Raw genomic sequence first — 14,863 nt, 5'->3', positions numbered from 1 at the left:
CCATGCGCATAGATGACTATCTGTCCACTGTCGGGCTGATTAAGCGTCGAACCGTCGCCAAAGAACTTGCCCACAACGGTATGATCACCGTCAATGGTCGCGTCGTTAAGCCCGCCTATCAGGTCAAACCTAAAGACATTATCCAGTTGAAGGGCAAAAACGCCCTGGCTGTCGAAGTACTCGAGCTGCCTTCGGGCTCGATCGCGAAAACCGACCGCGAAAATTATTACAAAGAGCTAAAAGTAGAATAGCCTGCTGCACTTTCTGTAGCTGTGCGCCTGTCGCATTCTATTTTGCCGCTTGGACTTTAGTCGGTCGAGAAATCCCCCAGAACTAATCCTGTTTCCTTTTGTTATAGCCTATAAAACACTATGAGGATATCAGGCCATGACTAAGACCAATAGCGATGCCAGGGCCGCAACCCTGGGCGCCCTTAAGAAATCGGGATGGAAAAGCAAGACGGTCAAGGAGGAGTTGCGGCAGAACCTGCTGAACAAAATCAGATCTTCCGAAGCGGTCTTTCCCGGAATCATCGGTTACGACCGCACGGTCATTCCACAGATAGAGAACGCCATTCTTTCAAGGCACAATTTCATTCTGCTCGGTCTTCGCGGACAGGCCAAAAGCCGCCTTATCCGCCAGCTCTACCGGTTGCTCGATGACTACATTCCGGTCATTCCGGGCACCCAGCTAAACGAAGATCCTCTCAACCCTATTTCGCCCATGGGTAAGCGAATGGTTGCCGAAATGGGCGACGACATGCCGATTGAATGGCTGCAGCCCCACGAGCGATTCCACGAGAAATTGGCCACGCCCGATGTTTCTATAGCCGATTTGATCGGTGATATCGACCCGATCAAAGCCGCCCGTGAAAAACTCGATATCTCCAATGAAGAGGTCATTCACTGGGGGATTATTCCACGCACCAACCGGGGCATCTTCGCCATAAACGAATTGCCCGATCTTCAGCCGCGCATACAGGTGGGTTTGTTGAATATCCTCGAAGAAAACGACATCCAGGTGCGGGGCTTCCCGCTGCGAGTACCGCTCGACATGATGCTTGTGTTTACGGCCAATCCCGAAGACTACACCAACCGCGGCAACATTATCACTCCGCTTAAGGACAGAATCGACTCCCAGGTTGTCACGCACTACCCGCGCACTTTGTCCGATGCACGGGCTATTACCTCGGGCGAGGTTTCCCACGACAATGCCGCCGCCTACATCCCGGAGTTTCTTCGCAATATTCTCGAAGAAGTGGCTTTCGAGGCGCGCACGAGCGAGTATGTGGACCAGTCATCAGGCGTGTCGGCGCGCGTGTCTATCTCGGCGCTGGAAAATTTCCTCTCCAATGTCGAGCGCCGCGCCGCCAGAAACGGCGAGAAAGACAACTACCCGCGCATGTGCGACCTGTACTCCGTTATCCCGTCGGTGAGCGGCAAGATAGAGCTTGTTTACGAAGGTGAGCAGGAAGGGGCTGTCGTGGTCGCGCACAACCTGATTTCCCAGGCGATAAACAAGGAGTTTCTCAAGCACTTTCCACGTCCCAACAAAGAACGTCAGAAACCCGATGAACCGATGCGCGATAACCCGTACGAGGCCGTCATTGACTACTTCTCCGGCGGAACCAGACTTGAGATATCCGATGACATGGACGAAAACGCCTATCAGGGTCAACTCAAGAAGATTCCCGGCCTTAAAGAAATAGTCTCGCGCTACTTTGGTACCAAAGACGAGCGTGAGACCATCCTGCGCATGGAATTCGTCCTCGAAGGACTGCACCACAATAACCTGATATCGCGCGAAATGGAGGACACCACTTTCCGATATGGCGATATATTCTCCGATATGCTAAGAGGCATGGGGGGCGCCCGTTGAAATTCACCTATACTGAATTCGATGATGAGCTCTACCGGACTTTGAAGAGCCTCGCCAGCCTGATGGCTATCTTCAACTACCTGCTCGTTCGTTTTAACGGCGATGTCGAAGAGACTCTCAAGATGATGGAGCGCCTTCAGCAGCAGGGGTATATCGATCCCGACCTGGACCTGGAAGAATTCAAACGCCAGTTGAAGCAATCACGGATAGTCAAACAAACCGCGCAAGGTCTGAAACTCGGCGCCAGGGGAGAGAAGCAATTGAGGCAGGATGCGTTCGAGCAGATATTCCAGCGCATGAAGGCGGCCGGCAAGGGACAGCACGCGTTGCCTTACGAAGGCGGGTCGTCCGAAGAAACGTTGCCGGAGAAGCGAAACTTCAACTTCGGCGACAGCTACCGGTCCATCGATTACAACAGCTCCCTGTTCAATTCCATCAAAAGAAGCGGCGACTTCGGTTTGAACATATCCGAAAAAGACCTCGAGGTTTATGAGTCGGAGCGATCAACCTCGTGCGCCACGGTGCTTATGATTGATGTTTCCCATTCGATGATACTCTACGGCGAAGACCGCATTACGCCCGCAAAGCAGGTGGCGATGGCGTTTACCGAGCTGATTCTGACCAAATATCCCAAGGATGATCTTTCGATCGTATTGTTCGGCGATACGGCCGAGCAGGTACAAATCAAGGATCTTCCTTACATAGGCGTAGGTCCCTATCACACCAACACGCAGGCGGGTCTTCGCATGGCCAGGCAGATTCTTCTCTCCCGCAAACATGTCAATAAGCAAATCTTCATGATTACCGATGGTAAACCATCGATGATTACCCGCAAGAACGGACAATTGTATCGCAACCCGATGGGATTGGATCCGATAATCGTCAACCGCACCCTGGATGAAGCGGTCATTTGCCGCAAAAAGAAAATACCTATCACGACCTTCATGGTGACCGACGATCCATATCTTCAGAAATTCGTGCAACGCCTGACTGAACTTAACCGGGGGAGAGCCTACTTCTCATCGGTAGACAATCTTGGAAGCTACGTTATCTGGGATTTTGTTGCCAATCGAAAGAGAAAGACCGGCTGAACTCAATCGCGACGGCCAATACCAAAAAAGTGATTGCCAAAAAGCGTTGAACTTCTTACGCTGGCTGAAAAGCAATTGTGAGAACCTGAATTTTCATCGCGGGTGTAAGATCTATGAGCAAAGAAATAAGAATTCCCACTCTTCCCAAATTGAACTGGAAACAGGCGACCTGTGAGGTTTGCGGCGAGACTTTCGATTATCCATCCAAGCGCCGTCCTGCGACCTGTAAAAAGGGTGAGTGTAAATACAAATACGAATATAAGATAGATCCTCAGTCCTGGGCCGCCCACCAGCCGGGGCTTTTCGACAACGCCAAAAAGTAGGCCTCACCGTTTAACTGATGGCGTCAGGGGCGAGTCTATCCAAACCAGATAGCCATCGTCGGACTGTACCTTCTATTTCATCGCGGATACGACGGAATTCAGTCAAAATATCAGCCTCGCTGCCGGTTACCTTGGCAGGATCATCAAACGGCCAGTGTAGACGCTTCGCTTTGCCGGGAAAAACGGGACAGTTGGCGGCGGCGTTATCGCAAACCGTAATCACGTAATCGAACTTATCTTTGGCATATTTGTCCAGGTGGTCCGATGAATGTCCGGAAATGTCGATACCTGCTTCGGCCATCACTCTTACCGCCATTGGATTGAGACCGTGTGGCTCTAATCCGGCCGAACGGACGGCATAGGCTGATTCATTATCTCCCGCTTTGAGAAAATAATGCCGAAAGAAACCTTCCGCCATCTGAGAACGGCAGGAATTCCCCGTGCAAAGGACGAGTATTTTCATTTTGATCTGCTTTCTCTTACAGGGAACCACGACTGCGTGCGCAGGCAGAACCTCACCAGCATGAGCATCACCGGGACCTCAATCAACACCCCAACTACCGTGGCCACGGCTGCGCCTGAGTTAAGGCCGAAGAGCACCACCGCTGTGGCGATGGCAACTTCAAAATGATTCGAGGCGCCAATGATAGCCGCGGGAGCGGCATCTTCGTACTTGAGCTTGATCAATCTCGAAGCGGCATATCCAATCGCGAATATAAATATGGTCTGGATGAACAACGGCACGGCTATGAGACCGATATCGAGCGGCTGTTTTATGATCACCTCGCCTTTAAGGATGAATAACACTACCAGCGTCACCAGCAGCGCCGTAATCGCTATCGGCGTAAGTTTGTGCAAAAAGACGCTGTTAAAATAGTCAATCCCTTTTCTTCCGATGATACTCTTTCGCGTATAGTAGCCGCTGACCAACGGAAGCCCGACATAGACTAAAACCGAAAGAAAGATCGTCTGCCAGGGGATAGGCATCTTGTTTACCGATAGTAACAGCCCGCCGAGGGGAGCATAAAGCACCAGCATCGTAAGCGAGTTAACCGCTACCATTACCAGCGTCAGAGCATCGTTTCCCCTTGAGAGATAGCTCCACATAAGGACCATCGCCGTGCACGGCGCTATGCCGAGCAAGATGGCGCCGGAGATGTATGACCGATATATCTCGACTTCGCCACCCTTGATAACCTCCGTGCCTTCGATCAAGTCCCTGAACAGAAAACCCAAAAACAGATAGGCTATGACATACATCGTAAACGGCTTGATCAACCAGTTGATGACCAGTGTGAGAACAACCGGTTTGGGAGTCTTGGCCGCAGCCTTAACCCTGGAGAAATCAATCTTCACCATGATCGGGTACATCATGAAGAAAAGGCAGATCGCGATGGGAATCGAAACCTGCGCATAGGAAAACCTGTCAAGAAATACCGCCAATGAAGGCCAGGCGAAACCTATAAGCGTTCCCGCTATAATCGCCAGCAGGACCCAGACGGTAAGGTACCTTTCAAAAAACGATAGTCCCGTGTTCACCCGCAACGATCCTCCTTCAAGTGTCGTTGAGCCAGCCGTTTGCTATCGCCGGCGAAGGGTTCTTTATTTTTCAGTGTGCCGAAATAGTCCGCAAGCGCCGTCATCAGGGGTCGGCCGGTAAATGACAATTGGTAATAAATCCACTTCCCGCGCCGCGAATCCCGCACCACGCCGGATGTTTTAAGCCGTGACATGTGTCGTGAAACCGTAGATTGAGGCAGCGACAAAACATTCTGAATGTCACAGACACAAAGTTCCCCCTCCGTCAGAAGGGCGACGATTCTCAGTCTAATCGGTTCAGAAAGCGCCTTGAAAATCTCATGGTCGATATTCGATGGCAAGTTAAAATTCATATATCCGGATATACAGATATATAACTCTCTTTGTCAAGCAGAGATTCGTACTCTTTCGGAGGACCGGTTGTGAGGTATTTTTTTACGCACAGGGAACTCCGCGCTTCCAGGATTTGTTTTAGAACCTAACAAGCTGACTTAAAACCATTTATGAGAAATTTCCCGGGACTGCAACAAAATCCACCATTGTGCGTAAAACAGAAAAGTGTATATTCCGGGCATATTAGAAAAAACTCGGGATCCTTAAGGAGTAACACGTGAGAAAACCAGCAAAGACGATTATACTCGTAATCGCTGTCCTGTTTGCCTTTTCGGCCGCCGCTTTCGCTTGCGACGAAAAATGTAAAACTGACCAGACAGCCAAAACCACCGAAGCTTCCGCCAAGATGGTTTCATCCAAGACCGCCAAGAGCGGAGGCTGTCCGTTGGCCGGAAGTCCGCTCTGTGGGGGGGCTGATAAGGCCGCCGCTCAGACGGCTACCGCTGATGGCATGGTGACCCGCACTATTTCCATCAAAGGCATGACCTGTACCGGTTGCGAAAACAGTATTTCCGCCGCTTTGGTCAAGGTCCCCGGTGTTGTTGAGGTGGTCAGCATCAGCTATCAGAAGGGCGAGGCCGTTGTCAAGGTAGATCCTGCCAAAATCAAGGAGAGCGAGATAACCACTGCTGTTGCCAGTGAAGGCTACGAAGCTAAAATTATTCCCGCCGTGGCAACATCGACCGGCGTCAATTCAACCTGTGGTTTGAGTGTTAAGAACGCTATGGACAACGCTGCTTGCGACAGCGCCACTCACACCACGACCGAAGAAAAGAAACCCGAAGAAACCAAATAACCGTTTTGTCGATATAACCTCACCTAAAAGCGGGAGCTTTGGCTCCCGCTTTTTTTGTATAATGAATGAGGCCCGGTTGGACGAGTAGCAGTTTTGACTTTGTTTTGAACAGGATTTGCTTAACTTATACTGCAATGCGGCAAATAGTAACGTACATCGCGCTTATAACTCTGCTCTTATCGGCTGAGGTTTTTCCGGCCAAGTATGCCGGGGAGGCGTTCTCGCTCGGGGTCGGAGGTCGCGGCTTGGCTCTCGGGGGTGCCGTCGTGGCTGGACCGTTTGACGGCTCCGCACCATACTGGAACCCGGCGGGTATGAACAGGCTGGACGGCAAATTTATCACGGCCATGCACGCCGAAACATTCGGGTCACTGCTCAACCACGACTTCGTATCCTACGTAGTCGCCCGCGACAAAGATGCATCGCTCATTCGCTCGTTCGGATTTTATTTCTATTATCTCGGCGGGGGAGGCATCAAAATCACCGCCCTCAACGAATTCGATCGCCCGTATGTGGTACGCGAAGAATCCCACGGCGACTATCTCTTTGCGGCATCAATGTCGGGCAAGCTGTCAGGCCGCATCGACTTCGGACTGACCGCCAAAATTATTTATCGTGACATCGGAACGGAAACGGGCAAAGGTCTCACTATGGACGCGGGGTTGCTTTACGATTTAAAGCAATGGCTGGATGTTGGTCTGATGGTTACGGACATCACCACCGGTTTTATCAGATACTCGGGGGAGACATTCGATGACGGCGCCAATACGGAATCGATCTATCCCACGGTCAAGCCCGGTCTGATGTTAAGTCACACCTACCGGACTATAACCGGACGTTTCATGATGAGCGGCGACATCAAATTTGAGGACATCAAATATGCGGCTCAATACTGGAGCGGGCCGGTCTCGATGGATACTCACTTCGGCTGGGAAGTCGCCTACAAAAAGATGCTGTTTGGCCGGGCCGGATTCGATATCGGCAACCTTACGCTTGGGGGGGGAGTCGATGTCAAAAACATCACGGTCGACTTCGCCTTTCTCAAACACGACGCCCTCGATGAAACTTATCGTGTCAGCGCCGGATACCGCTTCTAAATACCTTTCCAGAGCCGTTTAAGACTTTTACAATGTGTCAGCCGCAAGCTGCTCGGCAAACTCTTTACCTTCCGGCCAAAGCACTTCGACCACGAACATTCCCCGCAGTTGATCAGCATCATAGCCGGTAGCTTTGTCATCAGGATATTTTTCCTGCAGCGCGGCTTTTACTCCCGGCTCTAACTGATCGATCGGTCCATGGCATTTCAGGCAGAGTGGCGCGGTCATAATGGGTTTGTAATAGCGGAAGATTTTCGGCTGCTGTTCGGACCACTCGTATGAATAAGCTGCCGTCTGACCGGTAGTATCGGCGAAGCGAGCCAGAATAGCCATCTGGTGGTCATCGGCAAAATTCTCCGGGTTGCGGTTTTTGTCGCTGACGCGGACAATCGACCAGTACTGGCCGGAGTTGGCCTTGGCGATCTCGGGCGCCTTCAACTGGCACACTGAAATGGCGTTCTCCGCACCGCCATCAGACATAGCCGCCATCAGTTCACTCTTCAGCTCCTTGCCGAATTTGGCTATCAGACGGTTCGAGGCATCGACCAGCAGATCATTATCGCTTGTGGTGGCAGAGGACGTATCGGTGTCGGCCTTCTTGCCGCAGGAGAAAAGCAAAAAGCTGCTCATCAGAAGAACCAACGCAGTTCGCATAAACCCTCCTTTGTACAGACAAATCTGTTACGTGTATTGGAATAATCTAACCATTAATACCGAACCGGTCAACCATTGCTCCGTGATCAGCCGTCAGAACGCGAAACCAATGTTGACATAGAAGCGGTCGAAGTCGCTGTCGGCGATACCATAACCGAATTCGAATGGCCCCAGCGGAGAATCAAAGGCAAGACAGACGCCGACGCCGTTGCGGAGATTGCGGAGTTTAATCTCATCGGAACTCACATATACCTCTCCCAGATCGTGACGGCCGGTCAAATACAGTCGCAGCGGCAGCTTCACCCTGATCTCGTTGGAAAAGATAAACATCTTGTCCCCGGCGAGTTGGTGTGTCCTGAAGCCGGCGAAAGAATGCATACCCCCCAGAAAGAACTGTTCCGATGGCGGCAAACCCGACCGCGACACCCCGAGCTGGAAACTCGGGTGATAATTGAGGAACTTTCCTAAGGGCAAAAAAATCTCGAGCGAAGAGTAAAACCGGGTGAACTCTTCCTCACCGCCAAGGTATTTACCCGCCAACTGAAGCTGAAACAGGTATCTGTTGCCGGTGCTCGGAAACGGCAGCCGGTCAAAATTCTCTACCATCGATTCAAAAGTCACTACTCTCAGGTCAAACACTCTGCCGGTGCCGGTATTGCTGTTTTCGTACTCGACTCGCTCCATAGTCAGACCGGCCGAAACCGTACCAAGCCGGGCGATCTGCTGTCCAACGGTAAGTTCGAAGCCTGTCTTTCGCTCCTCACGGGTCCCCACCTGCTCATCGCCAACATAAACCCGACGGTCGATATAGCGGTGAAACAGGTTGAGCCTCGATGTTAGGTACGTGCTCACTATACGGTCAGCCTTGAAAGTCCCGAGATACTCCTGCCGTCTCGGGGAATAACGGGCGTGAAGAAGATATTGCAGGCCGATGCCCCCGATATTGTCGTCGAGAAACTCCGCGAACTCCTCCGATTCATACTCGTCATCCCAGTGCCAGCCGAGTCGAAGCTGACTGTTTTTCCTCTCATCCACGCCGATTTTTACAACGGCGCCTTCGGGTGACGGCAGTACTCCGACCGTCACTCGATCGAACAGGTCAGTTCCGTAAATATTGGTAATACCGGTGCTGGCGCGCGAGGTCGAGTAAGGTTCTCCGATTTTGAGGGTAAAGTATGACCTTATGTACCAATCGCGGGTGCGCTTGTTGTGCTCAACATCGATTCTCCGTATGACGGCTTCGTCGATAGTAATACCTATGCGGCGATTGTCCTTGTCAATTGCGACACTTCGAATATTGGCCAGGTCATATCCCTCGTCGTGATATAGCGCGAGAATTCTCTCCAGACCCTGCCTCACACTGCGCGGGGTGATTACTGAATCGGGAGCCAGCAGTTCGCGAATCAGCCTCTGCTCATCGAAAATGCTATTGCCGGCAAAACTTATTTCCGTCTCGGGAATGGTGAGGTTCTCATAGGCCATTATCACAAGGGCCGCGCCGACACTACCGTTCGTCGGCTGCTGAACTGGTTCGATATCCGCCTGAAGGCGAAAGAGATTGAATTCCGACACCATCCGCCTGAGTTGTTTGGTCAATTCGCCGCGGGTGATAACGCGCCCCAGAAGACTCTCCCGGATGGCTTCACTTACGCCCTGCGGCAGGTCAACCACTTCGACAACTTCTATATCGTAAGTTATCGTCTCGCGGCCTCGCTCGATTATGGCGATGATACTGTCGGCTTGCTCGAGTCCGCAGCGGTACCCGAGAGCGATGATGCTGTCTTTGTATTCAAAATCACTGGAAGCGAAATCATCGATAGGCGGTTCGATCACATAATCGGCTTTTGCAAGCTCGGCTTTTAACTGATCGGCGGTCATAATCGATGTCACCTGGTTGGCGATATCAACGGGCGTAACGAGCTCCTCTTTGGGCAGCAGCTTGCTGGCGGTGTTTATGGCAATCACCAGCCCCGCCGGATTACTCATGCCGCGAACAAGCTCAACGGGAATCGGTGTGACCATGCCGCCATCCATGAGCACCTGGTTCTCTTTCTCCAGTCCCGTAAACGCCAGAGGAAAAGCCATGGTGGCGCGAAGGGCGTCGGCTATCGACCCGGTGTCAAGGACCACCTCCCGACCAGACACAATATCGGTGCTTATGGTCTTGAAGGGTATGGGAAGACGGGAGAAATTGGCGCCAGACTGATAATTGGCGCGTGTGGTAAGGTTCGTCATCAACTCCGTCAGCTTTTGACCGGCCGTAAGAGCCTGGGGAATCACCGGACGGAGACCGTCGAATCGTACCGACAGCAGATGTCGGTCGTGTTCCTGTCGCCGCGTTACGAGCATGGACCTGCGCGCGGGCGCGTTCGAAAACAACTCATTGAAGTTTATCTGTGTGGCTATCGAATCCAGTTGGTCGGGGGTGTAGCCCGCCGCATACAAGCCGCCGATTATGCCGCCCATCGACGTTCCGGTGATGGCCCTCACGGCAATGCCTTTTTCCTCAAACGCCTTCAATATGCCGATGACGCTGAAGCCGCGGGCTCCTCCGCCGGACAGAGCCAGTGATACAGGATAATCACTGTCGCCGCGGTAAGGACCCAGATCGTCAATCCCTCCAACGACAATGGCGTCGTCGACAGCCGCCAGACACGTAGTCGCCAGAAGAATAATGAGTAAAAATGCGCTCTTAGTTTTCACTTGCCAACCAGTCACCACAATCGGTTCATTGTGCAAAGTTGCAATTATTTGTGGGTGATGACAAGTGTCAATTACAAAGAGTCAGCTTAAGAGCATCAAAGCCCTGTCCACCAGTAAAGGTCGAAAGCAGACCGGTCTTTTTGTCGCCGAGGGAGTACGGCTGATCGAGGAGGCCGTTCGCCACCGGATCAAGCCGGTCCAGCTTTACTTTGCGCCCTCGCTGTTGTCGGAGAGGGGCAAGGCCCTGGTCGAAGAGTTTGGCCGCAAGAAGATTACGATGTTTGAAACAAGCGCTCGCGAGCTGAATTCAATGTCCGCGACACAGACACCCCAGGGGATTATCGCTGCTTTTTCCATCCCGGATTGCCGTCTCGCACAACTTTACCGCCCCAACTATCGTAAAATACTATGGTGCGAAAATATATCCGACCCGGGTAATCTCGGCACACTGGCTCGTTCGGCGCTTGCTTTCGGTTTTGACCCGGTAATCCTGACCGGAAATTCAGCGGACCCCTGGTCGCCAAAGGTGGTGCGGGCTTCAGCGGGCGCCATTTTCGGACTTCACCTGACCAGGGAAACCACCGATGAAGCGCTCGCCTTTGCCGACCGCAACAAGTTCGCAATTGTAGCTACCGGAGTAAAAGGCAAAAAACTGGATTATTCCTTGAAAAAGCAGTTTGAAAAGGCCAAATTGATTCTGGCAGTTGGCAGCGAGGCCGACGGTTTATCCGAGGAAGTCAAGCGGAAAGCCGGCCTTTTCGTCAGAATAGACCACTCGGGCGAGGTTGAATCGCTGAACGCCGCCGTTGCCGGCTCGATTCTTATGAATATGTTGTACGAAGGCACCGGAGCAGGACAATGAAAAACTTCAGGCAAGTATTAACATCTCTGGCTATACTTCTGGTATGTATCTCTTCCGCGACGGCCCAGGAGATTTTCGAACAGGAATCCAACCTGTTCTCGACAAGGGAGCTTAAGACCCGGGTGCCGGCGCCATCCGGCGCGAAAATCCTCATCAAGTCCGCGTTAACTTTGCGCGGCGAACTTCGCATCAGCACTTCAACCGACCCAAATGTAAGTGTCGTCTACACCAAGAAAGCCAGGACCAAAAGCAAATCCACCGCCATCGATTATATCGATCAGATCGCCATAAACCTCTCGAAAATGTCTGGAGGCGCTCGTCTGGAGTTAAGGGCTCCCAACCCGGCTCCGTGGGGTGAGACCGAAGTGGGCCTGATTGAGGCAGTCGTGATAGTTCCGGAATTCTGTCAGGTTGAGGTGGAAGCTGCGTATTTTGACATACAAGCCGACGGACCGTTCGAATCATTCAAGGTGCCGTCGTCGATGGGAAGGCTGAATGTCGCCTATGTCACGGAAGAACTTCAACTGATCACCGCCAACCGTCGCGTTAATGTCGAAAATATCAGCGGCAAGATAAAGGTCGCGACAACCAACTCCGAACTGATGGCGCGAAATATCCGCGGTACCAACGGTCAGGCCTCCTTCCGCAACGAAAACGGTGACATCAGCATCCTTGGCATAAGCGGAGAAATTAACGTCAAAAACAGCTATGGACGCATTGAGATCGATCAATTCGAGGCCACCGGCGACAACAGTTTCGTTAACGGTCAGTACGGTCCGGTCGAAATTTTCGTCTCGAAGATCGGTGACGCCCGGCTGAGCCTGACTAACCGCTACGAAGATATCGAACTGTCAGTTCCGTCGAACGTCTCCGCGTTTCTGGCCCTTGTTGTCGAAGAAGATGGCAAGATCGAGGTTTCCAACTTTTCTTTCAAAGCCGACCTGGTGCAGAAAAACCGCCTCAGCCTAGTCGCCGGAGATGGGAAAGCTTCCATTACGGGTTCGGTGAGAGGTAAAGGGAATCTCTATGTCAGAGGATATCAACCGGAGGATTAGCGATTGAGAAAAGCCACGTTAATATTTGTCCTGTTAATAACTGTCATATTCGTGGGAGCAGTGGCAACTTCAACCGTCCGCGGTGAGAGAATCGAAATACCGGGCGGTGTTTTTTATTACCAGCCCGCGGCATCGGTGTTCGGTTCCGAGGCCACCTGGGTAAACCCCGCGGCGCTCGCAAGGTACCGCGTCCTCGGCTTCCAATTCATGGCGGACTATTACGACGGCAACTACGCCAAAAGCTGGGGCTCGGTGCTAAGCCGCGAGGCGCTCTCTATCGGCTATCGAACACTGCACAACCCGGACGGCGATAATTACAAAGAGTACATACTCGCGGGCTCAGTACCTGTCGGACGACAGCTCTCCTTCGGCGCCTCCTACCGGTATTTTACCGACGGCCCCGGCATCTACGACAATCGCCACTTCTGGAATCTCGGTCTTCTCTATCAGCCGGATAAGCGTTTCAGCTGGGCCGCCGTATTCTCGAACCTCAATAGAGGCAAGATCGATGGCGTCAGGACCGAAACGGAGCAAAGATACTCGTTCGCATACCGGCCGCTCAAGGACGAAATAACGCTGGCTGTCGACATGTTTCTGTCGACCAAAACACGTCTGAGCAACGCGGATTTCGTGTATCAGGTCGAAGTTACACCGCTCAAAGGATTATATCTGAATGCGCTCATTGATGACGACCGAAATTTCGAAATAGGCGTACGGGCAAACCTGCTGCAGTACTTCGTGGGAAGCAGGCGTCAGTCGGATAGCGACGGTAACCATAAGGGTTCGACAGTCTTTTTCGGAGCGACCAGTTCACGGCAACCGTCGATTATCGAACCGAAGGCAAAACGGCTTTCGGTCAGTCTCGCGGGACGCCCCAGCGAAAATCCCCCCCGGCCGATAATCGGAAAGAAGCAGACATCATTTCTGACCACCCTGCTGAGCATTTATCGCGCCGCGGAGGATCCGTATGTAGGGGAGATGGTCCTCGCGCTCGACCGTCTCGCTCTCGGTTTCGGTCAGGCCCAGGAGCTACGCGAGGCTGTGAAATTTTTCCGCGGAAAAGGCAAGGCCGTCACCTGTCACATTTCTTACCCAAACAATATCGCCTATTACATCGGCAGCGCCTGTGACAGAATCCTCATTCCACCCGTCAGTCAATTGAACCTCGTCGGTCTGAGGGCCGAACTCACTTTCTACGGCGGGACACTGGAGAAGATTGGCGTAAGGGCCGACCTGCTTCGAATCGGCGACTACAAAAGCGGCGCCGAGCCCTACACGCAAACCGCGGCATCAGAAGAAAACCGGCAGCAGGTAAACAGACTCCTGGATGACCTTTTCGACCAGTTTGTCAGCGGGATCGCCGAAGGCCGCGCTATCACTATCGATTCGGTAAAGAAACTCATCGACAATGGGCCGTTTACCTCGGCCCAGGCCCTTGAATACGGGTTGGTTGACGGGCTCAGTTATCGTGATGAATTGAACAGCGGGGTTCTTACGAAAATGCCGGAGATTTCTCTTCGCAAATACGTCAGCGACACCGTGATCAATGATATCTGGGGCGTGAAACCGGCTATTGCTGTGGTGGTAGCTGAGGGGGATGTTGCTTTCGACGGCGAAGGTGTGATCCCGTTTGAGGCGGAGTCCGATGTCACCCCGCGCAAAATGGCCGGAGCCTTTACCCGCACCCGTAAAGACCAGACTATAAAAGGCATTATCTTTCGTATCAATTCACCGGGAGGATTCGCGCTGGCCGGTGAAGATGTCTATCGTGAAGTCGAGAGAGCCGCCGATGACAAGCCGATGGTGGTGTCAATGGCAAACGTGGCTGCATCCGGCGGGTATTATATCGCCATGCCGGCAAAATATCTGTTTGCCAATCCGGCAAGCATCACCGGTTCCATTGGGATCTACGGCGGCAAAGCCGACCTGAGCGGATTGTACGAAAAGATCGGTATGGGCAAAGAGCTTTTTGTGAGGGGCCGATTCGCCGGTATGCTCACCACCATGCGACCCTTCACCCCCGAAGAACGCGAAAAATATTTCTCCAGTATGAATGCGATGTATCAGCATTTCCTTGAGCTGGTCTCGGACAATCGCAACATGAGCGTAGATTCGGTAGACAATCTTTCCCGGGGACGGGTATGGACCGGGCGGGAAGCTCTCGGCAACGGTTTGGTGGACCGGGCCGGAGGCATCAAGCAGGCCATTGATTTTACCGCCGAAAGGGTCGGTCTGAAAGACTACCGCATCGAAATACTCCCGGATAAACGGCCCTTCATTATCCTGCCGGGCATCTCCGTGCTGGGCGATATCTCTCGACTTCTTGGCCTCGGCGGCGCCCGGGCGAGTGAGCCGGGTGAAGACCCGTCAATTCTGGCTACCGAAGGAATCCTGGCGCGCCTGCCGTTCGATATCGAAATCGAATAGCGATAACTCCGCAAAGGCATCCACACCAACAGACTTGAAACCTGC

Annotated in this window: 14 protein-coding genes; 9 read left to right on the top strand and 5 right to left on the bottom strand. The window is 52.6% G+C overall.

Annotated elements, in window-relative coordinates; translation table 11 throughout:
* Positions 1–2: 2 nt before the first annotated feature.
* From AB1483_09500 to AB1483_09485, 4 genes are all read left to right on the top strand, one after another.
* Positions 3–251 carry a S4 domain-containing protein gene (locus AB1483_09500; protein MEW6412692.1) on the top strand — a complete coding sequence of 83 codons (249 nt, stop codon included), beginning with the start codon at positions 3–5 and terminating at the stop codon, positions 249–251.
* Positions 252–387: 136 nt separating this feature from the next.
* On the top strand, positions 388–1,878 hold the full coding sequence (locus AB1483_09495; protein MEW6412691.1) for a magnesium chelatase: 1,491 nt from the start codon (positions 388–390) through the stop codon (positions 1,876–1,878).
* Entirely contained in the window at positions 1,875–2,969 is a 1,095-nt protein-coding gene (locus tag AB1483_09490; protein ID MEW6412690.1) for a VWA domain-containing protein, read from the top strand. Before AB1483_09495 ends, AB1483_09490 begins: the two co-directional genes overlap by 4 nt.
* Before the next feature lie 113 nt (positions 2,970–3,082).
* Complete coding sequence (locus AB1483_09485; GenBank protein MEW6412689.1) at positions 3,083–3,292, top strand: hypothetical protein; 210 nt, start codon at positions 3,083–3,085, stop codon at positions 3,290–3,292.
* 10 nt (positions 3,293–3,302) lie between these two features.
* Here the strand turns inward: AB1483_09485 and AB1483_09480 are convergent, their stop codons facing one another.
* The 3 genes from AB1483_09480 to AB1483_09470 are packed head-to-tail and all read right to left on the bottom strand — an operon-like array spanning position 3,303 to position 5,184.
* Positions 3,303–3,755 carry an arsenate reductase ArsC gene (locus AB1483_09480; GenBank protein MEW6412688.1) on the bottom strand — a complete coding sequence of 151 codons (453 nt, stop codon included), beginning with the start codon at positions 3,753–3,755 and terminating at the stop codon, positions 3,303–3,305.
* Positions 3,752–4,831, bottom strand: coding sequence for an ACR3 family arsenite efflux transporter (arsB, locus tag AB1483_09475; GenBank protein ID MEW6412687.1), 1,080 nt, complete (start codon positions 4,829–4,831; stop codon positions 3,752–3,754). Before arsB ends, AB1483_09480 begins: the two co-directional genes overlap by 4 nt.
* On the bottom strand, positions 4,828–5,184 hold the full coding sequence (locus AB1483_09470; GenBank protein MEW6412686.1) for a metalloregulator ArsR/SmtB family transcription factor: 357 nt from the start codon (positions 5,182–5,184) through the stop codon (positions 4,828–4,830). The genes arsB and AB1483_09470 overlap by 4 nt, the downstream gene beginning before the upstream one ends.
* 257 nt (positions 5,185–5,441) lie before the next feature.
* Between AB1483_09470 and AB1483_09465 the strand changes: the two genes are divergently transcribed.
* On the top strand, positions 5,442–6,020 hold the full coding sequence (locus AB1483_09465) for a cation transporter (protein ID MEW6412685.1): 579 nt from the start codon (positions 5,442–5,444) through the stop codon (positions 6,018–6,020).
* A gap of 134 nt (positions 6,021–6,154) precedes the next feature.
* Positions 6,155–7,117 carry a hypothetical protein gene (locus AB1483_09460; GenBank protein MEW6412684.1) on the top strand — a complete coding sequence of 321 codons (963 nt, stop codon included), beginning with the start codon at positions 6,155–6,157 and terminating at the stop codon, positions 7,115–7,117.
* A 27-nt stretch (positions 7,118–7,144) separates the two neighbouring features.
* On the opposite strand, the gene AB1483_09455 is transcribed toward AB1483_09460, so the two are convergent.
* On the bottom strand, positions 7,145–7,771 hold the full coding sequence (locus AB1483_09455; protein ID MEW6412683.1) for a DUF3365 domain-containing protein: 627 nt from the start codon (positions 7,769–7,771) through the stop codon (positions 7,145–7,147).
* A gap of 93 nt (positions 7,772–7,864) precedes the next feature.
* The gene (locus AB1483_09450; protein MEW6412682.1) at positions 7,865–10,474 is read right to left on the bottom strand and encodes a patatin-like phospholipase family protein; all 2,610 of its coding nucleotides are present in this window, start codon (positions 10,472–10,474) and stop codon (positions 7,865–7,867) included.
* 64 nt (positions 10,475–10,538) lie between these two features.
* On the opposite strand from AB1483_09450, the gene AB1483_09445 reads away from it, so the two are divergent.
* Genes AB1483_09445 through sppA form a run of 3 tightly spaced genes read left to right on the top strand, consistent with a single transcriptional unit; the run spans position 10,539 to position 14,818 of the window.
* Positions 10,539–11,336, top strand: coding sequence for an RNA methyltransferase (locus AB1483_09445; protein ID MEW6412681.1), 798 nt, complete (start codon positions 10,539–10,541; stop codon positions 11,334–11,336).
* On the top strand, positions 11,333–12,391 hold the full coding sequence (locus tag AB1483_09440) for a hypothetical protein (GenBank protein MEW6412680.1): 1,059 nt from the start codon (positions 11,333–11,335) through the stop codon (positions 12,389–12,391). The genes AB1483_09445 and AB1483_09440 overlap by 4 nt, the downstream gene beginning before the upstream one ends.
* Before the next feature lie 3 nt (positions 12,392–12,394).
* A complete protein-coding gene (sppA, locus tag AB1483_09435; GenBank protein MEW6412679.1) occupies positions 12,395–14,818 on the top strand; it encodes a signal peptide peptidase SppA in 2,424 nt (807 codons plus the stop codon).
* The last annotated feature ends 45 nt before the right edge of the window (positions 14,819–14,863 follow it).

This window comes from Candidatus Zixiibacteriota bacterium (genome assembly GCA_040756055.1).
GTDB lineage: Bacteria > Zixibacteria > MSB-5A5 > GN15 > FEB-12.
Note: the sequence above shows the minus strand (reverse complement) of the source record. Positions and strands in the feature narration are given on the sequence as shown.